The sequence below is a fragment of the Pseudarthrobacter sp. NamE5 genome (assembly GCF_005796225.1).
In the GTDB taxonomy this organism is placed as follows: domain Bacteria; phylum Actinomycetota; class Actinomycetes; order Actinomycetales; family Micrococcaceae; genus Arthrobacter.
This window is the reverse complement of record NZ_VAHO01000009.1, coordinates 36,947-55,584: the sequence shown is the minus strand read 5'-3', so window position 1 is coordinate 55,584 and position 18,638 is coordinate 36,947. Positions and strand designations below refer to the sequence as shown.

Annotated in this window: 17 protein-coding genes; 6 read left to right on the top strand and 11 right to left on the bottom strand. The window is 65.5% G+C overall.

Going from position 1 to position 18,638, the window contains the following annotated elements:
• Nucleotides 1-2 precede the first annotated feature (2 nt).
• Both FDW84_RS12080 and FDW84_RS12075 read left to right on the top strand, forming a co-directional pair.
• Nucleotides 3-1,223: an AMP-binding protein gene (locus FDW84_RS12080; protein ID WP_138609781.1), complete on the top strand. Its 1,221-nt coding sequence runs from the start codon at nucleotides 3-5 to the stop codon at nucleotides 1,221-1,223.
• 69 nt (nucleotides 1,224-1,292) lie between these two features.
• On the top strand, nucleotides 1,293-2,174 hold the full coding sequence (locus FDW84_RS12075; RefSeq protein WP_138609779.1) for a 1,4-dihydroxy-2-naphthoate polyprenyltransferase: 882 nt from the start codon (nucleotides 1,293-1,295) through the stop codon (nucleotides 2,172-2,174).
• 40 nt (nucleotides 2,175-2,214) lie between these two features.
• Here FDW84_RS12075 and FDW84_RS12070 read toward each other — a convergent pair whose 3' ends face one another.
• The gene (locus tag FDW84_RS12070; RefSeq protein WP_171046767.1) at nucleotides 2,215-2,526 is read right to left on the bottom strand and encodes a DUF4229 domain-containing protein; all 312 of its coding nucleotides are present in this window, start codon (nucleotides 2,524-2,526) and stop codon (nucleotides 2,215-2,217) included.
• Nucleotides 2,527-2,588: 62 nt separating this feature from the next.
• On the opposite strand from FDW84_RS12070, the gene FDW84_RS12065 reads away from it, so the two are divergent.
• Complete coding sequence (locus tag FDW84_RS12065; protein WP_138609775.1) at nucleotides 2,589-2,981, top strand: PLD nuclease N-terminal domain-containing protein; 393 nt, start codon at nucleotides 2,589-2,591, stop codon at nucleotides 2,979-2,981.
• Between the two features lie 36 nt (nucleotides 2,982-3,017).
• Here FDW84_RS12065 and FDW84_RS12060 read toward each other — a convergent pair whose 3' ends face one another.
• The 10 genes from FDW84_RS12060 to FDW84_RS12015 all read right to left on the bottom strand — a co-directional run bounded on the left by FDW84_RS12060 (nucleotide 3,018) and on the right by FDW84_RS12015 (nucleotide 16,397).
• Entirely contained in the window at nucleotides 3,018-4,505 is a 1,488-nt protein-coding gene (locus tag FDW84_RS12060; protein ID WP_138609772.1) for a dynamin family protein, read from the bottom strand.
• Nucleotides 4,502-6,391, bottom strand: coding sequence for a dynamin family protein (locus FDW84_RS12055; protein ID WP_138609770.1), 1,890 nt, complete (start codon nucleotides 6,389-6,391; stop codon nucleotides 4,502-4,504). Before FDW84_RS12055 ends, FDW84_RS12060 begins: the two co-directional genes overlap by 4 nt.
• Nucleotides 6,392-6,442: 51 nt before the next feature.
• On the bottom strand, nucleotides 6,443-7,153 hold the full coding sequence (locus FDW84_RS12050) for an IniB N-terminal domain-containing protein (protein WP_138609768.1): 711 nt from the start codon (nucleotides 7,151-7,153) through the stop codon (nucleotides 6,443-6,445).
• Between the two features lie 164 nt (nucleotides 7,154-7,317).
• Nucleotides 7,318-9,297, bottom strand: coding sequence for a helix-turn-helix transcriptional regulator (locus tag FDW84_RS12045; RefSeq protein ID WP_240721488.1), 1,980 nt, complete (start codon nucleotides 9,295-9,297; stop codon nucleotides 7,318-7,320).
• 91 nt (nucleotides 9,298-9,388) lie between these two features.
• Nucleotides 9,389-11,401 (bottom strand): Hsp70 family protein, encoded by a 2,013-nt coding sequence (locus FDW84_RS12040; RefSeq protein WP_138609765.1) that lies wholly within the window; start codon nucleotides 11,399-11,401, stop codon nucleotides 9,389-9,391.
• Nucleotides 11,402-11,552: 151 nt separating this feature from the next.
• Entirely contained in the window at nucleotides 11,553-12,632 is a 1,080-nt protein-coding gene (gene ccsB / locus FDW84_RS12035) for a c-type cytochrome biogenesis protein CcsB (protein ID WP_138609763.1), read from the bottom strand.
• The gene (locus tag FDW84_RS12030; RefSeq protein WP_138609761.1) at nucleotides 12,632-14,338 is read right to left on the bottom strand and encodes a cytochrome c biogenesis protein ResB; all 1,707 of its coding nucleotides are present in this window, start codon (nucleotides 14,336-14,338) and stop codon (nucleotides 12,632-12,634) included. The genes ccsB and FDW84_RS12030 overlap by 1 nt, the downstream gene beginning before the upstream one ends.
• Nucleotides 14,338-15,093 (bottom strand): cytochrome c biogenesis CcdA family protein, encoded by a 756-nt coding sequence (locus FDW84_RS12025; protein ID WP_138609759.1) that lies wholly within the window; start codon nucleotides 15,091-15,093, stop codon nucleotides 14,338-14,340. The genes FDW84_RS12030 and FDW84_RS12025 overlap by 1 nt, the downstream gene beginning before the upstream one ends.
• A 9-nt stretch (nucleotides 15,094-15,102) precedes the next feature.
• Nucleotides 15,103-15,642 carry a TlpA family protein disulfide reductase gene (locus FDW84_RS12020; RefSeq protein ID WP_240721497.1) on the bottom strand — a complete coding sequence of 180 codons (540 nt, stop codon included), beginning with the start codon at nucleotides 15,640-15,642 and terminating at the stop codon, nucleotides 15,103-15,105.
• Between the two features lie 74 nt (nucleotides 15,643-15,716).
• The gene (locus FDW84_RS12015; protein WP_138609757.1) at nucleotides 15,717-16,397 is read right to left on the bottom strand and encodes a histidine phosphatase family protein; all 681 of its coding nucleotides are present in this window, start codon (nucleotides 16,395-16,397) and stop codon (nucleotides 15,717-15,719) included.
• A gap of 204 nt (nucleotides 16,398-16,601) precedes the next feature.
• On the opposite strand from FDW84_RS12015, the gene FDW84_RS12010 reads away from it, so the two are divergent.
• From FDW84_RS12010 to FDW84_RS12000, 3 genes are all read left to right on the top strand, one after another.
• Nucleotides 16,602-17,150: a YceI family protein gene (locus tag FDW84_RS12010; protein ID WP_138609755.1), complete on the top strand. Its 549-nt coding sequence runs from the start codon at nucleotides 16,602-16,604 to the stop codon at nucleotides 17,148-17,150.
• A gap of 101 nt (nucleotides 17,151-17,251) precedes the next feature.
• Nucleotides 17,252-17,719 (top strand): hypothetical protein, encoded by a 468-nt coding sequence (locus FDW84_RS12005; RefSeq protein WP_138609754.1) that lies wholly within the window; start codon nucleotides 17,252-17,254, stop codon nucleotides 17,717-17,719.
• A gap of 109 nt (nucleotides 17,720-17,828) precedes the next feature.
• Complete coding sequence (locus FDW84_RS12000) at nucleotides 17,829-18,614, top strand: heme-copper oxidase family protein (RefSeq protein ID WP_138609752.1); 786 nt, start codon at nucleotides 17,829-17,831, stop codon at nucleotides 18,612-18,614.
• Nucleotides 18,615-18,638: the final 24 nt, after the last annotated feature.

Here is an 18,638-nt window from a genome sequence, read left to right as displayed (position 1 = left end):
ACATGAACAGCACAACGCCCACCGGCGGCCCCCTTAACATCGAGCCCGCACTCAAGGCCCTCGCGGCAGCCCTCCACGGCGAGGGCCCTGCCGTCGAACTTTACATCGGCGAAGACGGCGCCCTGGTAGTGGGACATTTGGAAACGCCGGGCTGCGACGACGCCGTGGCCGTGGTCCGAACTTCCGGCTCCACCGGCACCCCCAAAGCCACGGTGCTGACGGTGGAGTCGCTGGCAGCCTCTTCCATGGCCACCGCACTGGCGCTCAAAGGTGAGGGGCAGTGGCTCCTGGCCCTGCCCGTCCAGTACGTCGCCGGGATCCAGGTCCTGGGGCGTTCGCTGTTCGCCGGCACCCGCCCCTGGGTGATGGACATGTCCGGCGGGTTCACGCCGGAGGCCTTCACCGCGGCGGCGCTCGAACTGACGGACAAGATCCGCTTCACGTCCCTGGTTCCCACCCAGCTGCAGCGCCTTTTGGAGGATCCCTCGCCGGACACGCTCGCCGTGCTCCGCCGCTTCAATGCCGTCCTGCTGGGTGGTGCGCCCGCCCCGGCTTCCCTGCTGGCAGCAGCCCGCGACGCCGGCGTCCGGGTGGTCACCACCTACGGTTCCGCCGAGTCCTCCGGCGGGTGCATCTACGACGGCTACCCGCTGGAAGGGGTCTCGGTCCGCGTTGCCGACGACGGCCGGATCCTGCTCGGCGGCGACACGATCGCCGCCGGCTATCTGGAAGCTCCCGACCAGGACGGCGCCACGTTCTTCGAGGAGGACGGAGTGCGCTGGTACCGCACCAGCGATATCGGCAGCATTGACGACGACGGCCGGCTCACCGTGCTGGGCAGGGCAGACGATGTGATCATCACCGGCGGGCTGAAAGTATCCGCGGCACACGTGCAGGAAGAGCTGGAAAAGTCCGACGCCGTCGCGGCAGCTTTCGTGGCAGGGGTCCCTTCAGCGGAATGGGGCCAGGCCCTGGCGGCTTACGTGGCATTGGCCCCGCAAGTGTCCCTCCCGGCGTCCCCCGGTGCGTCCCTTGCCGGGGCCGGACGGGACGCGGAAGGCGGGGACCCCGCCGTCGTGCTTGAACGGGAATGGCGCCGCACGCTGGGCATCCTTGCCCCCAAAACAGTCCTCGCGGCACCCGCCCTGCTGATGCTTCCCAACGGAAAGCCGGACCGGCTGGCGATGACCGCCGAGCTCAATGCCCTGCACGGCGGAAAGTAAAGTAGACCTGCACCACCCGGCAGGGTCCCCCTCCTGCCGACTTCCCCAACCACACGCGAGGTACTGACCGTGGCTACAGCCGCACAATGGATCCAAGGCGCCCGACTCCGGACGCTGCCCGCAGCGATTGCGCCGGTGCTGATCGGCTCCGCCGCCGCTTACGAGATGGATTCCTTCCTTCTGCCCAACGCCATCCTCGCGGCGCTGGTGGCACTCCTGCTGCAGGTGGGCGTGAACTTCGCGAACGACTACTCCGACGGCATCCGCGGCACTGACGACGACCGCGTGGGCCCGCTGCGGCTCGTGGGGTCCGGTGCGGCCAGCCCCGAACACGTCAAGCGGGCGGCGTTCGGCGCCTTCGCCGCCGCCATGGTGTTCGGGCTGATCCTGGTGATCATCACCCAGAGCTGGTGGCTGATCCTGGTGGGACTGGGCTGCGTCATGGCTGCATGGGGCTACACCGGGGGCAAGAACCCGTACGGCTACATGGGCCTGGGCGACGTTTTCGTGTTCGTGTTCTTCGGGCTGGTGGCAACGCTGGGCACCACCTACACCCAGGCCGGACAAATCAACCTGCCCGCCATCATTGGCGCCATCGGCACCGGACTCATCGCCACCGCCCTGCTCATGGCCAACAACGTCCGGGACATCCCCACGGACACGCAGGCGGGCAAGAAGACACTTGCCGTCCGCCTGGGCGACAAGCATGCCCGGGAAAGCTATGTCCTGATGCTGGCGGTGGCCATCCTGCTGGTGGTGGTCCTGGCCCCCGGCCGGCCGTGGATGCTGATTGTGCTCCTGCTGATTCCGGCCTGCCTCATGCCTGCATGGCTGATGATCAACGGGCGCAAGCGCAAGAGCCTCATCCCGGTGCTGAAGCAGACCGGGCTCATCAACCTCGGCTACAGCCTGCTGTTTTCACTGGGACTGGTGCTCAGCCACGGTTTCTGATGGCGTTGCCGGGGCGCACAGGGACTGTTGACGGAGGCGTTCAGGCCCTCTTGCGGTCCTTCATGTCGTTGCTGATGATCACGTCCGGGTTGGCGTCCAGCAGTGCGTCCTCGGCGTGCGCATCCTGGACCTCGCCGGCAGAGCGGAGCGGCTTGGCCTTGCCGGAGAAACGGTGGTGCAGGGCGGCCGCTGCTTCATCCCGCTGCTTCTGGAAGAACAGGTAGCTGAGGGCGAACGCAATCAGGGCCGCACAGATCACGGACATCAGGGCGCCCAGGCCCAGGAAGGTGAAAAGCACGAACAGGGGCGCAAACAGAGCCAGGCGGATCAGGGAATATTTCAAAAAGGCCACTATTCAAGTTTAGCCGCCTCCCGCCCGGGGCCCCTGCGCCCGCTGACGATAGACTTAATGGCATGCTCCTCCGTGTGGCTTTGGCCGTGGCAGTCCTCGTCATCTTCGTGTATGGCCTCGTGGACGTGATCCGGACCGACGGGCGCCTCACGCGCGGGATTTCCAAACCCGCCTGGATCGTGGTCATGATCGTGCTGCCTGTTGTCGGCGCTATCCTGTGGCTCCTGATTGGCCGGCCGCGGGGCACTCCACCGCAGCGTCAGAACTACCGCGGTCCCACTGCCCCCGATGACGATCCTGAATTTCTTCGCAACCTTGAAATCCGGCGCCGTAAGGAAGCCGAGGCCATACGGCTGAAAAAGCTCAAGGATGAGCTTGATGCCAAAGCGAAGGACGACGACGGCGGCAAGGACAAGCACGGGACCGACGAACACGATGCCGACGGCCTGAAATAGATTCCGGATTCTTGGCGCCCCTGGCGGGCACCGGGGCTAGGCGGGTTGGCGTTGCCTTGCGAACGAATCGGCCACCACGCCTTCGCAACTGCGGATGACGACCCTGCAGACGTCAAGGGCTGAGCGGTCCGTCAGCGGGCTCTCCGCCAGGGCGCGCCACCGGAGCAGGCAGCGGCGTGCTTCGTCGGCGATCTCGTTGGGCGCCGCGTCCCGGTCCAGCCCCAACCGCACGTGTGCCGCGGCGCCCCGCCCTCCGATCAGGGCCTCGGCCTCGGCAGCCAGTTCGGGGCTGAGCGGCGCGCCGGTGGTGCGAAGGGCAGCCAGCAGCCGGAGTTCGCGGAACTCATGGGCGTTGGCCTGCAGCCGTTCCAGGGCCGCGGCAAGGTGCCCGGTCCCGGGACGTGGCGAAGTGCGCAGCAGGGATTCCACCCCCACCAGGGCCGTCCGTGCCTTCAGTGTTTCTGCACGCGTCTGGAACTGGCGGCCCAGAAGTTCCAGCAAGGGATCAAGGCCACTGCGCCTGGCCAGCTCGTGGGCCAGCGGGGTGGGTTCATTGAATCCGTTGGGGATCAGGACCACAGCCAGCCGGATACCGAACAGCCCATACCTCGCGAGCAAGGCCGCTTTGACTTCCGCCGTCAGCCCTTCCGGACCGGCGGAGCGGACGAACCTGTCGGCCGAAAGCAGCGCCTTCTCGCGGTTTGCGCGGGCCATACCGGCAAGCAGTTGAAGAGCCTCGAAGTCCTGCTGGCGCATGGTCCGGGCGCTCTGCGCCAAAAGCCCTGCCACCGGCACCACACCCAGGGCGAGTCTCCGCAGGTTATGGTCACGGCGGTATCTGTCCGCGATCTCTCCCGCAGACAGCAGGGAATCGATGCGGCCACCGCCTATCTCATCCGCCCGTGAGAGCACGGCGATTGCGTTGACCGTACCTGAGCGTCCAGCTTCGGTGTCACGGAAGGATTCGAGGAACCGGAGGTCGGCTGCGTGCATGTGGCGCATCAGGTAGATGACGGCGTCCGCCTCCGAGTGCGTATCAGCCGGAGCAAGGAAGGCGGTGGACCGGGCAGAGACCTCTTGGGACAGAGAAGCGATGCCGGGAGTATCGATCAGGATCATGTTCCGCAACGCCGGGGACGGCCAGTCCACCTCCAACCGGTCCACGTCTGCCGCCGCCATGTCGCCGAGCACGAACACCAGGCGGCCATCCACGCGTTTGAGCGGCAAGGTCCGGGGGTTGCCGTTTTTGGGGTACAGGGTAATGCGGGGTGTATGCCCATGCCGGTACCAGGTGATGATCCGGGTGCACTCCCCTGTATCAGTGGGAGCGATCTCCTCGCCGATAATGGCGTTCAGCAGCGTGGATTTGCCAGCCTTTACCATGCCGGCGATGGCAATGCGCAGCGGCTCCGCGAGCCGCCGCGCCATTCCCTGCAGCACGGCGGCAATTGCCGGATCATCGGCATAGGTTTCCAATGCCTCCTGGACCAGCCCTGCTGCACCGGCAACTGTTGAACCGGTCACGGCGGACCACCTGCCGAAGTCCTGATTCCCTCACACGCTGCCTCCGCAGCAACTGCTTCGGCAGCCCGTCGGAGTGCATCCACCTTCTTGAGCTCCGCCTTGATGTGCTTGATGCGGGCGGCTTTTTCCAGGGCGTAGGTATTGGCAGCTTTCTGAGCCGCGGACACCGAGTCGGCCAAGGAACGGTGATGTTCGTCCGCCAGTTCAGTGAAGTGGTCGCGGATGGAGCGCTGCACAAGCCTCAGACGGTCCTTCAGCTGCTTGCCAACCTGGAACGAAACGTCGTCGAGCTGCCGCCGGACCAGGGCCTTGGCTTCCCCCTGCCGGCGTTTGAGCCGTGCCTCCTTGTCCTCCCGGTAGGCCTTGCGCCCCAGCAGGACGCCGGCGCCGAGGGAGAACGGGTTGATCAGTGCCATGCCGAAAATGCCTGTCAGGAGCCCGAACATCAGCACGCCGCCGTAGGAACCGCGCATACCGATCAGCACCTTTTGCACCGGATTGATGTATCCGGCGTCCATTCCCGGCATCGCGTCCACAGGATCCAACACGTCGGCAGTATCGGAAACGTGCACGGCCGGCAGCCTCACCTCTTCAGCGGCGAAGTGCTCGGCAACCTGGGCAGCCAGCCACTGCGCCCGTTCACTGGTCAGGATGAAGGTGTCAGAAATGGCGGCGGCGGTGGATACCTCAAGCCACCTGGAAAAATCGGTCCAGGCAGTTCCCGGATCCCCCTCGTCGATCGCGGCTTCGGCTTCGCGCTGGATGCGGCGAAGGCCGTTGCGGAGCTCGTATTCCATGTCGGCGATGAGGTCGCTGATGCCGTCGTTTAGCGTGAGCTGCCAGCGTGCAGACCGCTTCCGCAGGTCGTCGGCCTCCGCCCGGGCCAGCTCAAGCTGCGCAATTATCTGCGGCGTGCCTTCGGGGTTTTCGAGTGCTTCAAGCTCGGACTGAAGGGAAAGGCGCAGGTTTTCGGTGACAGTGAGAAGGTCCTGGCTGACGGAACGGCCCTGGAGTCGCTGCGCCCCGTCCACGATCCGGGTGCGAAGGTGGGCAATCAAGGCAGGGAAGCCGGATTCCTCGTTCAGCTCGCCGTCCTGCAGCCTGGCAGCTTCAAGGCGCAGGTCCGAGGAGACGGCAAAAAGCGGGATATCGGACGCGACCGTCTTGAGATGGCATCGGTCGATTTCCTCCACCCGCCGCCAGTCGGGGTAGAGGTCGGTCTTGGTCAGGACCGCTACGACGTTCGGGGTGATCCGCATGGCTTGGCGGAGGAAACGCAGCTCCGGTTCGGTGTATTCCTGCGACGCGTCCGACACCAGGAGCATGGCGTCCGCGGTGGGCAGTGCCGTGAGGGTGGCCAGCGTGTGTGCGGACCCCAAGCCCCCCACCCCGGGTGAGTCAATGACGGTGAGCCCGCCGGCCAGCACCTTCCGGGGAAGGCAGACCTCCGCTGCGAGGAGCTTCTTGCTGTTCCCTGGGTTCCCGTGCTCGGAAACATAGGCCGGAAGGTCGGCGATAGCGACCGGCTGGCGGTCAACCTTGGTTTCATCGCCGCGGTCGGTATCGGCGGTGGGCACCAGGATCAGAGCCGAGGCCTGGTCCCCATAACGGACTACGGTGGGTACTGAGGTGGCGACGTCGTCGTCAACCGGGCATGCCGGTGCCCCCACCAGGGCATTGATGAACTTGCTCTTTCCTTGCTTAAACTCACCCGCCACGATGACCCGGATACTGGGGTCCTTAAGTCTTCCCAACGTGAGGTCCAGGCGTTTTCGGAGATCCTCCCGGTCTCCGTCACGGACGAGCTGGAGGCCGTGCTCCACGAGTTGGATCAGCTTTCCGGCCGCTGCCGGTGATGCCGGCGTCGCCGGTCCTGCTTCTCCCACAGCCCGCCCTCCACACTGAGCCTTGAATTCCTACCACGACAGGTCTGGCAGCTAGGCACCAAACTCCAGGTAGCCTGCCGCCTCGCCACCAGCGTCGTCGACGTCATCTTCTGTGTCAATGGTGTCCGATCCGTCCGCGGTCAAGCCGAACCCGCTGTCATCGGCGCCCAGGATGGTTTGCTCAATGGCGGAATCCGCTGCCGCCAGCTGGCTGAGGGAATCCTCGATGGAGCTGCCTGGGGCGGAGACAGGGACCGTATCCTCCACCCCGGTTTCCGTGCCGGCTTCAAGGTCAAAGAAGTGGTCGATCCGAATGTCAGCGAAGCTCATCTCCGGGGTGGCACCTGCGGCAGTGCCTGTGAAAGCGGCATCGTTGTCGAACCATTGCTCAACATCGCCGTCTGCCCAAATGTTGTGGGCCGGGGATTGATCCGTTACGGGCGGGCGGTCATCCGGAGCTGAGGGGTAGGAGTGCTTGGCCACTACCTGGGCCAGTTGCTCCACGGCTTGCCCGTGATCGTCATGGGCACCGCCGGCGCTGGTGGCACTCGCATCCAACCCCCTGCCGAAGGTCGGGGCATTCACGCTGAGGGGGGCGTAATCCAGGACGACAGGCATGGCGGCATCAACGTCCGCAGAACTAAGACCGCCCAGTCCGTGGTCCTTCAGAACGCCTTCGGGATTATCCAGGAACTCCTGTGCTGCGTGGCGGTCGGCGAACATATTCATCAGGAACTGGACGATGTCCTTTGCGACTGTCATTTGCTGGTCCTCACATCTTTTCTCTTTACGGTTCGCCAGTCCTGGTGCTGAACTTGCACCGACTGTAGTTGCCTAGCGGGAAATCAGCATGGGGCGGCTCCCCCTAATCGGCGTTCCCTCTGGCGGGGAATGGCCACGGCCCACATTAGGGGTGTTGAGGAGGACTAGTCATGGGCTTGATCTTCCGGCCCCAGGGCAAGGCGCAGCTTGGCCATCAGGTCGGACCTGTTTTCCGCGCCCAGCCTGCGCCGCATCCGGGCAATATGGTGCTCGGCCGTGCGGGGTGATATGTAGATGGCCTCGCCGATTTCCCTGTATGTCTTGCCGTCGAGCACCAGCCTGGCAACTTCCTTTTCACGCTCGCTCAGGCCTGCACCATCCGACTGCGTGCCGGTACCGGTCTCGGCGGGCGACGCATTGCGGGACTCGGGTGTCGCCGCCCCGGACCCTGACGAACTGGCCTGTGGATGGAGGTCCCGGGCGCACGAGAGCAGGCGGACCATGTCCTTGCGCTCATGCGCGCGGGCTGCAGCGTGCCCGGCGAGCCTGGCCCCCTCCCACGGCATTCCCACCGCACCCAGGCCCCTTGCCGCCGCCTCGACGTCATCGGGACGGAATCTCTCGGCCAGCACGGTGACCCAGGCCTTGCCAGCCGCTGCAAGTACGGCCGCGAGGTGGCTTTGCCCTGCGGCCCGGGCCAGCGCGGCTGCATGGGGCGCCAGATCTGCAGGGCTTTCGTTCAACAGAGCCGCCTGTACTGCCGACCAATGGAACGGCACAGCCCACAACAGGGGATTTCCCAGCCGCTCCAGCACATCCCATGCCTCTTGAAGGTAGGGGGCGATCCTGTGGTTTTCGCGAAGGCGGGCGGCTGCGATCATGAGTTCGCCCCATGGCAGGAGGCTATAGAGATCAACCGCCGTGTGGAGCATCGCTTCCCGCGCCCGCTCCCACGCCTTGATGAGTTCAGGAAAGTCGCCGTTGCGCCGGGCGAGGCCTACTTCCAGGGCCGAACAGAGGAACTCGTCCCGTGGTACCAGGGGCCAGTGATTCGCTTTTGAGGCTTCATTAATAGCGAGCCGGGCGTCCTCAAGCTTTCCCTGCATCATCGCCGACCACCCTTGCACCAGGAACAGTCGTGGCTGGGCGGTATCACCGCCCTGGCCGGCTGCCGCCGCAGACCTGCAGATAGTTTCCGCGAGGTTCGGCTCGCCGCTGTGCAACGCCATTAGTGCAGCCAGCACGGCGGGCATCTCCGGCAGGGGCAGGGCCGCACCGGCCGCGTTGAACATGTCTGAAGCGTGAATCAGGATCTGAAGGCCCGGGTGCGGGTCTGCGGCAAGTGACTGGAGAACGCCCTTGCCGATTTGGGCGAAAGTGGCCGCAAGCAGGGTGGGCGACGTGGGCGGGGCGTCGGGACGGAAGATGCCTTCGGCGCCGGACCGGTCACCGCACCCGACCAAGGCAACGGCAGCAAGGGGTGCGGACTCACCTACACGGGAGGATCCGAGCCAACTGTAGACCTCGGCTCCACGTGCCACCATGCCCCGCTGGGCCCAAACCGCGGCGGCAACATCGACGGCACGGCGGACGTCCGGCGGATCCTGCTGCACCAGCAAGGCGTCGACGATCCGGGTGGCTGTGTCAAGGTCACCGCTGGCGGCGGCGGCCTGAGCACGGCGGGCCGCCGTGGCTTTGTCGTCGCTGCCTGCCAGCAGGGCCTCATTGTAGAGCTGGTATGCCAACCCCGGATCGCGTTCAAGCGCTTTGTCGCCTGCCTGCTCCAGTTCGGCTGCCACGCGCGGATCTGCCAGGCCGGAACGGGCCAGCTCCCGGGCAAGATCGCCCAGCGGCTGGCCGTTCGCGGCGTATACGTTTACCAGCTCCCGTTGGAGCGCATGCACCTTGGTCGTGGGGGCGACAGCGAGCAGTGCGTGCTGAGCCGGACCCACGACAGTCCCGTCAGGAGTCAAAAGGCCTGAGGACTCCGCCCGTTGTACCAGCGCATCGATGCTTTCCAGCCCGTTGCCGTCGAGCTTGCGCTGCAGATCGGAAGGCAGCGGTGCCGGCAGGGCAAAACCGACTGACAACGCCAGCAACAGTTCGCGGACTGCAGCATTTTCGCCCTTCAGCTGGCTGGCCATAAGCTCTGCACCTTGGCGTGCCTGCCCTTGATGGTTTGGCTCGGGATGAGGGAATACGGGCTTCTGCGCTTGCGGCTGGTAGCTGGCCATCCTAGGCCGCCGGACTAATTGTCGTGGCCGCGGTCGTAGCGGTCGCAGAGTTCGAGGACACCATTGGTGTGACCGAATCGCCGGTTCCGGGCGACGACGGCTCTTCAGATTCCAGCGGCGCAGTAGTCGTTCCAGATGGTGTAGATGTAGGGCTTTCCGTGTCAGGTGCACGGCTCGGCGCGGCGGAGGAAGACGTGCCTGTCGGTGACGGCGTTCCTCCCGAGGACGTCTCGGTAGGAGTGGTTGTCGTGTCTGTGGGAGTGGGGGTCTCTGTAGGAGTCCCCGTCGTGGGATTGCCCGTCGTGCCTTCCGTCCCTGGCACAGGTTCCTCCGCAGCGCTGCTGCTGGTGGCCGGAGCGGCCGGCGCACCGCCGGTGGAGGCTTCGCCGGAGGCGCTCCCCTCAATGGCCCGGATGGAGGATACCCGGCTGGTGGTACTGGGCTCCGCCGTCGGCCCCGTCCCCTGGGCAGAAGCTGCCCGCTCCAGGCCGGACTCAATGCCTGCCGCCGGGAACCGGACGTCCTCCAGCGCCGCAGCGGCATCGGTTCCGTCGCCTCCCCCGGGCCCGGTGGGCGGGAGGGACCCCAGGTCATTGGAAGCGCCGGCCGGCGGGACAAATACGGAGGTCAGGCTGTTGAACCCCTCCGGGCTCTGGGCTGCGGTGGCGGTGAGGGCGGTCAGCAGGACCGCGGTGGCCGTGACGGCAGTAAGCCGCACCCTCGGTTTCGGTGCATGCGCCCCGCTTCTCTCCCCGCGGCTTGGCCCGCGGGCCGCGGGCGCTACGGAACGTGGCGCGGCGGTGTCGTTACGGGACCAGCTGGGCAGCAACGGCGGCAGGTGACGGGCTGGCTCGTCGGAAGTATGGGGTACGACGACGGCGTGGGCTCCGTTCTCCGCCGCGTCCCCGCCGGTGGTCGCTTCCGCGGCGGTTTTCTGTCCCAGTACCGCGGACACGGCCGCCCCCAGGCAGATTGATGACTTGGGGTCGGCATCAACGGCAATGGGCCGCTCAAGCTGCTCCGAGATCAGCTGTGCAACGAGGGGGATTCGGGAGGATCCACCGATGAGGAGAACGGCTGTGAGGTCCGCCGGCTCCAGCTCAAGCTGCTTCAGCGACTGTTCAAGGGCATCCACGGTGTCCCGGACCGATTCTTCGATGAGGAATTCGAATTCGGGTCGGACGAGGCGGACCTGTTGCTGGATTCCGGGCAGCAGGACGGAGATGTTGGCTTCACTGTCGACCGAGAGCGCTTCCTTGGCTTCCACGCACTCGCGCCGCAGCCGGGCAAGGGCAGCTAGGACTCCAGGTTCGTTGGGTTCCAGCCCGGTCAGGGCGCCGCCGCTATGGTCAGCCACATAGCGGAAAAGGGCGGCATCGAAGTCGGCGCCGCCCATGTATTCAAAGCCTTCCGGCGGCCCCAGCAGTTCGAACCGGTTACCCGCAACTTTGCGCAGGACCGCGGTATCGAACGTTCCGCCGCCGAGGTCGTACACGGCGATGATGCTGCCGTCCTCCACCCGCACCTGCGACGCGTAATGCAGGGCGGCGGCTTCCGGCTCGGTCAGCAGGGTGACGTTTCCAAGCCCCTTATCGGCGAGGGCGCTCTGTACCAGGGAAGTCCTGTGGATACCCCAGGCGGCAGGGTGGGTGAGGATGATTTCCGACGGCGGCGCTCCCTCGCGCTCTGCGGCGCGGTCAGCCACCCAGCGGGCCATGGTGGCGAAGACGTCTTCAGCGGGGAGGGACAGCGTTCCCGCCGAGATTGGCACTGCGTCGCCTACCCGGCGCTTGAACTCCCGGACAACGCGTGCCGGCGAATCGAGACCTCGCCGTTCAGCAGCTTCCCCTACCAGCAGGGGGCCATCCTCCGGGTAGAAGAGCACGGAGGGCACGGATGCTCCGCGAAGTCCCAGTGGCAGGCACTCGGGGGCGGAAGAAGCTCCATGGTCAAGGCGCGCAACAGCGGCAGCTGTGAAGCTGGTCCCGACGTCAATGGCCAGAACGTAGCTCATGGGTACCTCAGGAAACTGTTGTCTCGCCTGCAAGCTTCATCACTGGCGAACGTCACCAAGGTAGCACCACCAAGGGAACGGGAACACCCCCGTTGCTACATCGAATTGCTATTCAGCGGGTGCAGCTGCGGTTTTTGTGGGGAATCCCCTGCTACAGGCCTGAGTACGAGTGCAGCCCGTTGAAGAACTGGTTCACGATGGTGAAGTTGAAGATCACGCAAAGGTAGCCGACAATCGAGAGCCAAGCAGCCCGGGTGCCCGTCCAGCCGCGGGTCGCACGCGCGTGCAGGTAGCCCGCGTAAACCACCCAGATGACGAAAGTCCACACCTCCTTGGTGTCCCAGCCCCAGAACCGGCCCCAGGCTTTCTCCGCCCAGATGGCGCCGAACATCAGGGTGAAGGTCCAGCCGATGAAGGCGATGGCGTTGATGCGGTAGGACAAGTTCTCCAGGCTCAGCGCGGACGGGACCAGGCGCATGAAGCCCAGCTTGTCTGTCCCGCCGGCAGCTACCGTTTTCTCCCGGTGGGACTGGACCAGCTGCAACGCGGACATCGCGAAAGTCAGGGTGAAGAGCGCCGAGGACAACACTGCGATGGAGACGTGGATGATCAGCCAGTAGCTTTGCAGGGCGGGAACCAGGTGTCCCACCGGGGTCCAGTAGGCCACTGAGGCGGCCACCAGCATGATGATGGTTAGGCCCACCACGAACGTGCCCAGGAAGCGGAGGTCACGGCGGACCAGCACCAGCAGGAACACGGCAACCGCCACGAAGGCGCCGGTTGTGAGGAACTCGTACATGTTGCCCCACGGCACCCGTCCGGCACCGAGTGCACGGGTCACCACGCCGGCGCCATGGATCAGCGCGCCGAGGACGGTCAGGGCCACGGCAACCCGGGCGGGAGCGCGCCGCTCGGCTGCATAGCGCATGTCGGCGTCGGCGGTGGCCGCTCCCCCGGCCCCTGCACCCCGGGAAGTGGACGACGACGGCCGTTCAGCCCGGTCCGCCGGCCCGGCAAGGTCGGACTCGCCGCGGATCCCCGCGGCGGCACCGACCGGCACGCGCGCCGCCTCTTCAGCCTGCGCCGCCTTGAGGTCAACCGCGCGCAGGGCCTTGCTGCTCTTGGCCAGGTCCCAGGCGAAGGCGATGAAGGCAACGGTGTAGGTGCCTGCGGCCAGCAGCATGAAGAGCTCGCTGTACTGGCCCATGGTTTCGTTGATTCCGTAAGGCATTACTGGTCCTTTTCGGGCCCGCTGGGGCCTGCTGGGGTGGTGGGGGAAGAAGCATGTGCAGGCTCATCCTGGGAAAGTTGCCATTCGGCGGCCAGCAGCTTCCGCAGGGCGGCGGCTTCGCCGGCGAGCCGGTGGTCTTCGCCACGGGCCAGGAGTCCGTACTCCACCATGGTCCGCCCGTCCCCGTGCGTGCCCGTGCGCACCCAGACGCGGCGGCGGTTCACGTAGAGGGAGAGGATCAGCCCGGCCACGGCGAGGAGCGCGAAAATCAGGGCGTAGAGCTGCCCCGGGTTGTGGTGGATGTCCACCCCGATGTAGCGCTTGACGCCGTCGAAGCTGATGGTGCCCTTGCCGTCGGGCAGCGTGTAGGAGGAGCCGGGCGCCAGGGTGATGCCGCCGGCATCGAGGTTCCGCGCGTTCAGCGGCGTGAGGTCCTGGACGTCCAGTTCGAACACGTTCTGGGGGGATCCCTCATCCAGGCCAAGATCGCCGTAGTAGGAGTTGAGCGTCAGCTGCGGGTTGAAGAGTTCCGGGTCCCCGCTGAAGGAAACCCCTTCATCGGTGACGAAGGCGGTGGGCAGGAAGAAGCCGGCGAAACCGAGCTGGTCAGGCTTGGCGTCGGGAACCTTGATCACCACTGAGGAGTAGTAGTTGTCCCCCTGCAGCTTGGCCACTACCGGGCCCTGCATGGCCACGTTGCCCGCACCGTCCCGGATGGTCACCACCGGGGCGTATCCGTTGCCGGTGAGGTAGATGCTGGTGCCGCCCAGGGTGATGGGATCGTTGACCTTCAGCGTCTCCTGGCGTGCCGGGGCGTCCGGGTTCTCCTTAGTGGTCACGGCGGCCGAGAAGTCGATTGGCTGGCCGAACTTGCCCTCTGACTCACGGTCGAAGGTGATGTCGAACTTGTCCAGCTGCACTGAATAGGGCTGCAGTTGGCCGGACTGGAAGTTGGTGCCGGGATTGAACTGGTCGTAGCCCACCAGGGTGTTCACGAAGGTGTCCCCTTCCACCAGGATGCGCTGCCCGCTGTAGCCGAAAAGACCGCCCGCGGCCACCGAAACCAGCACGCCGATGAGCGACGTATGGAAGACGAGGTTGCCCACTTCCTTCAGGAAGCCGCGCTCGGCCCCCAAAGACGGCCGCGCGCCGTCGTCGTCCCTCACCTCCACCCGGTAGCCGCGCTTCTTCAGCAGGCGGGCGGCACCATGGATGGCGTCCGACGCCGGGATGCCGGCATGGGCGGGAATCACCAGTGTGCCGTACTCGGGAAGGCGTGAGAGGCGCTGGGGGGTGCGCGGCGGCTGGGACCGCATCGCCTTGTAGTGGGCAATCGCCCGGGGCACCACACACCCGATCAGGGAAATGAACAGCAGCAGGTAGATGGCCGAGAACCAGGCCGAAGAGTAGACATCGTACAGCTGGAGGGAATCCAGCAGCTGTCCGTAGTCCGGATTGTCCTTGATGTACTGGGTAACGACGGCGGGGTTCGCCGGGCGCTGCGGGAACAGGGACCCCGGGACAGCGGCGACGGCCAGCAGGAGCAGCAGGAAAAGGGCCGTGCGCATACTGGTCAGCTGCGTCCACGCCCAGCGCAGCATCTCCTTTGGTCCCAGCGTGGGCAGCGCAGCGTCGGCCTTCGCCTCCGACACTCTGATGCCGCCCGAAGGTGCGGACTTCTTCTTTACGTTCACGCGCTCGCTCATCAGATCGGCAACTTCACATCGGTTTGGAACCAGTACTGCAATTCGGTCACCCAGGTCCCCCAGAGTCCGCTGGCCATCAGCAGGCCGAGCACGACCAGGATGCCGCCGCCGAGCCGCTGGATCGCTACCCGGTGCTTGCGGAAGAACGCCATCACGCCCATTCCCCGGCGGAGCGCCAGGGCGATCAGCAGGAACGGAATCCCCAGGCCCAGGCTGTAGACAAAGGCCAGGAAAGCACCTTTGGCGGCGGATGACCCGCCGGAAAGGCTCAGCAGCTGGACCGCCGAGTAGGTGGGTCCGATGCACGGCGCCCAGCCCAGGCCGAACGTCAGGCCCAGCAGCGGTGCACCCCAAAGCCCTGCCGGAGGCCTGGCATGGATCTTGGCGTCCCGCTGCAGCCAGCCGAAGCCGCCCATGAACACGATTCCCATGACGATCACCAGAACGCCCAAAAGCTGCGTTATCCAGGCGTTCTGCGAGCCGGTAATAAGGGTCCCCAGCTGGCCGAAAGCGCCTCCCAGGAGGACGAAGATCACGGAGAAGCCCAGCACGAACAGGCCGATTCCCAGCAGCATCCGGCCGCGCTTCTGCTTCTGCAGGTCCACTCCACTGAGCCCGGTGACGTAGCCCAGGTAGCCGGGAACCAGGGGCAGCACGCACGGGGACAGGAAGGAGACAAATCCGGCGAGCAGTGCCACCGGAATGGCAAGCAGGAGTGAGCCATTGAGGATGGCTTCGGCAAAGGGGCTGTTCATGGGTCCGCGCTACTCTGCCACGGCCGCAGCGATGAGAGCCTTCAACGTGCCCTTCTGGACTTCGCCCAGGACCCGTGACGCCACGCGGCCCTGCTTGTCCAGGACCAGGGTGGTGGGAACCGCGCCGGGCGGCACCAGCCCGGACACGGACAGGAGGACACTGCCGTCCTTGTCGTCAAAGCTGGGGTAGGTGAGGTTGAAGGTCTTTTCGAAGGCCTCCGCGGTGGCCTTCTCGTCCCGGAGGTTGACGCCGAGGAACTGCACGCCCTGGTCCTTAAACTCCTGGTGGAGCTCCTCGAGGATGGGCGCTTCCACCCGGCAGGGGGCGCAGGCAGCGAACCAAAAGTTCAACACCGTCACTTTGCCCTGGAAGTCGGCAGGCGCAACGGTGGTGCCGTTGAAAAGCGTGCCCTCGACCTGGACGGCGGACTTGCGGTCCCCGGCCGCAAACTCCGTCACGGACCCGTCTCCGGCCACATAGTTCTTGTTGTCCCCTGCCTTGGCCTGCTGCGCCAGGGCGTCCTCCTGCGCGCACCCGGACAGGCCCATGGTCAGCGCTGCGAGGGCGAGTCCGCCGGCGGCAAGCACGCTTCGGCGGGAAGTGTTGTTACTGTCGGTCACAACTAGGCTCCAGTGGTGCTGGCCGCACCCGGAAGAAGGGAGGCCGCCGGCTCGCTGTACTGCACGCGCAGGAGCGCGCCGTCGTCGTCGAACACCAGCGACGTGATGGAGGTCAGGGTGCATTCGCGTTTCCGCGGATCGTGCCAGAGCGGCTTTCCTTCAGCACTCAAGCGGGTTGCCCAGATGGGGAGCTGGTGGCTCACCATGATCGCCTCGGGCCCGTCCGCCCCAAAGTCCCCGGCTGCCAGCTCTATGGCGCGCAAACGCGCTTCCCGGGCTGCGGCCATGACCCGGGCCGCCTGCTTCTTGTAGGGCTCTCCCCAGGAGGGCCTCAGCGGATTGACCAGCCGCGGCCAGTGTTTGGGGCGGCGCAGTTCCGCCTTGGTGACCTTCATCCCCTCGAAGTAGTTCTCCGCCTCGATGATCCGCGCGTCAGTGTGGATCTGCAGGCGCAGTGCATCCGCCGTCGGCCTGGCCGTTTCCTGCGCCCGGTCCAAAGGTGATGCTGCGAGGTAGGTGATCCTGGCGCCGGCAGCGGCGCGGCTGCTGAAGTGCTCGGCGAGCGTGCGTGCCATCTGCTGCCCCAGTTCGGAGAGGTGAAATTCAGGCAGCCTTCCGTACAGAACGCCGTCAGGATTGTGGACCTCGCCGTGGCGGAGCAAATGGACAGTGGCTTGGGGCATGTTTACCAGTTTCTCAAAGATGGCGTGCGATCCGAAATTTTCTACACCCAGTAGAACTGAAGTTTGTGAAGAAATGTTCCGGGAGCGGGAACAAAAGATGCATATGCATGTTTATAGTAGATGCAGCAGTTAGTTGAGACTTCAACAGATGAAGTTCAACAGCACGACCGAACCGCAGCGCCACCAATTCTAAGGAGCAACATCATGGCACTTCCCGCAGACGTCACCACCGGCACCTGGGTCCTGGACAACTCCCACAGCGAGATCGGCTTCACCGTCCGCCACGCCGGCATCAGCAAGGTCCGTGGCCAGTTCAAGGAAGCAGCCGCAACCCTGGAACTCGCCGGGAATGTAGCCGATTCCAGGATCAACGCCACCATCCAGACCGCCAGCTTCGATTCCGGCGACGCTAACCGCGACGGCCACGTCAAGGGTGAAGACTTCTTCGACGTGGAGAAGTTCCCCGAAATGTCCTTCGTCTCCAACAACCTGGTAGCCAAGGGCAACAGTTACGAACTGATGGGCGACCTGACCATCAAGGGCGTCACCCGCCCCGTCACCCTCGAAACCGAGTTCAACGGTGTGGCCGTGGACCCGTTCGGCAACACCCGCGCCGGCGTCTCCGCCGAGACCACCATCAGCCGCAAGGACTTCGGCCTCACTTGGAACGCCGTCCTCGAGACCGGCGGCGTCCTGGTCAGCGACAAGGTTGCCATCAACCTGGAACTGGCCTTCATCGCTCCTGCAGCGTAAGCAGTTACTCCTTATAGAACGCGGCCACCCCGGCACCCGCTTCCAGGCGGCACCGGGGTGGCCGTGTTTTAACAGACGACGGCGGGACTACAGTGAACGCCATGAGCTACACTTCCGGCCCGCGGCAGGGCGTCCTCGGTTCGCTGTTCTCGGTTGCAGGCCGCCCCACCGAAATCAAGGTCTCGTTCTGGATCTGGCTTATCGGCGGCATCCTGGGCATGCTCGGCGGGCTCTTGGGAATGCTGGCATCGCTGGTGCTTTTTTCTGCAGCACCCTCAACCGCTGCCGCCGTCGTCACCCTGATGCTGCTGGCCGCCGCAGTGGGGGTTGTGCAAATGGTGCTTGCGGTCAGGATGAAAGCCGGCAGGAACTGGGCACGGCTGGCGCTGACGGCACTGTCCGGGGCCACCCTGGTACTGGCCGTGGCCAATGGCGCCATGGGCGTGGGACAGGCGGGCAACTGGATTGCCTTCCTCATCAGCCTGGTTGCCGCCGTGCTTCTTTGGCTGCCAGCGTCCCGGGCCTACTTTGCGGCAGCCGCAGCGCAGCGGAATACCTCTGCCGAATGATCCCCAAGCCGCCCGCCCGGGGGTACGGTGGACTTAAGCCATGCTGGGGGTAGGGTACAGGACCGATCCCGGCAGCCTACCTGCAACCCGACATGCCAAAGGACCGCTGATGAGCACTCCCCCTGTCCCGCCTCCCGTTCCGAACGATCCCGAGTCCGGCGGCGAGACTCCCCGCTACGGCCAGAACCCGCCGCAGTACGGCCAGTCCGGCGCTCCGCAGTACGGGCAAAACCCGCCGCAGTACGGCCAGAACTCCGGCACACCCCAGTACGGGCAGAACGCACCCCAGTACGGGCAAAACCTCCCCCAGTACGGCCAGAACCCTCCAGCAGCTCCAGGCTACGGGCAGCAGCAGTTCGGCCAGTCTCCGTACGGCCAGTCCCCCTATGCCCAGTACCCGTCCGAGCAGCCGCAGCCGTCCGGAACCGGTGGTGTTCCCCAGCTGGTGAACATTTCGTTCTGGCTGTTGATCGCATCTGCGGTGATCTTCGTGATTTCCACGCTGACCGGCCTGGCCACCCTGGACGATCCCATGTTCCGGGACGTGTTCGAAGACCAGGTTGAGGGCAGCGGGGCCGGCGTCACCTATGAGGATATGAAGGGCGTCATCGCCGGAACCCTGGTGGTGTTCGCCATCATCGGCCTGGCCCTGTATCTCCTCGTGGCGTTCTTTGTCCGCAAGGGCAAGAACTGGGCCCGTATCCTGGGCACCGTGTTCGCGGCGCTTTCCGTTTTCGGCCTTTTCGGCCCGCCCAGCATCGCCACCCTGGGCACCCTGCTGGGAATCGCGGCCATCGTGCTGCTGTACCTGCCGGCAGCCGCTCCGTATTTCAGGCGGCAGCAGCCGTTCGCCAATCCCTACGGCGGCGGCATGGGCAACCCGTACGGCCGGTAGGACGCGCACCAACCACCCCTGCGG

Bases quoted from the DNA above. Each gene is read 5' to 3' on its own strand.
- FDW84_RS12050 (WP_138609768.1), bottom strand. From the start codon at position 7,153: ATGACAGTCGCAAAGGACATCGTCCAGTTCCTGATGAATATGTTCGCC.
- FDW84_RS12045 (WP_240721488.1), bottom strand. From the start codon at position 9,297: ATGGCCAGCCAGCTGAAGGGCGAAAATGCTGCAGTCCGCGAACTGTTG.
- FDW84_RS12000 (WP_138609752.1), top strand. From the start codon at position 17,829: ATGAGCACTCCCCCTGTCCCGCCTCCCGTTCCGAACGATCCCGAGTCC.
- FDW84_RS12010 (WP_138609755.1), top strand. From the start codon at position 16,602: ATGGCACTTCCCGCAGACGTCACCACCGGCACCTGGGTCCTGGACAAC.
- FDW84_RS12030 (WP_138609761.1), bottom strand. From the start codon at position 14,338: ATGAGCGAGCGCGTGAACGTAAAGAAGAAGTCCGCACCTTCGGGCGGC.
- FDW84_RS12020 (WP_240721497.1), bottom strand. From the start codon at position 15,642: ATGGGCCTGTCCGGGTGCGCGCAGGAGGACGCCCTGGCGCAGCAGGCC.
- ccsB (WP_138609763.1), bottom strand. From the start codon at position 12,632: ATGCCTTACGGAATCAACGAAACCATGGGCCAGTACAGCGAGCTCTTC.
- FDW84_RS12015 (WP_138609757.1), bottom strand. From the start codon at position 16,397: ATGCCCCAAGCCACTGTCCATTTGCTCCGCCACGGCGAGGTCCACAAT.
- FDW84_RS12025 (WP_138609759.1), bottom strand. From the start codon at position 15,093: ATGAACAGCCCCTTTGCCGAAGCCATCCTCAATGGCTCACTCCTGCTT.
- FDW84_RS12080 (WP_138609781.1), top strand. From the start codon at position 3: ATGAACAGCACAACGCCCACCGGCGGCCCCCTTAACATCGAGCCCGCA.
- FDW84_RS12065 (WP_138609775.1), top strand. From the start codon at position 2,589: ATGCTCCTCCGTGTGGCTTTGGCCGTGGCAGTCCTCGTCATCTTCGTG.
- FDW84_RS12005 (WP_138609754.1), top strand. From the start codon at position 17,252: ATGAGCTACACTTCCGGCCCGCGGCAGGGCGTCCTCGGTTCGCTGTTC.
- FDW84_RS12040 (WP_138609765.1), bottom strand. From the start codon at position 11,401: ATGAGCTACGTTCTGGCCATTGACGTCGGGACCAGCTTCACAGCTGCC.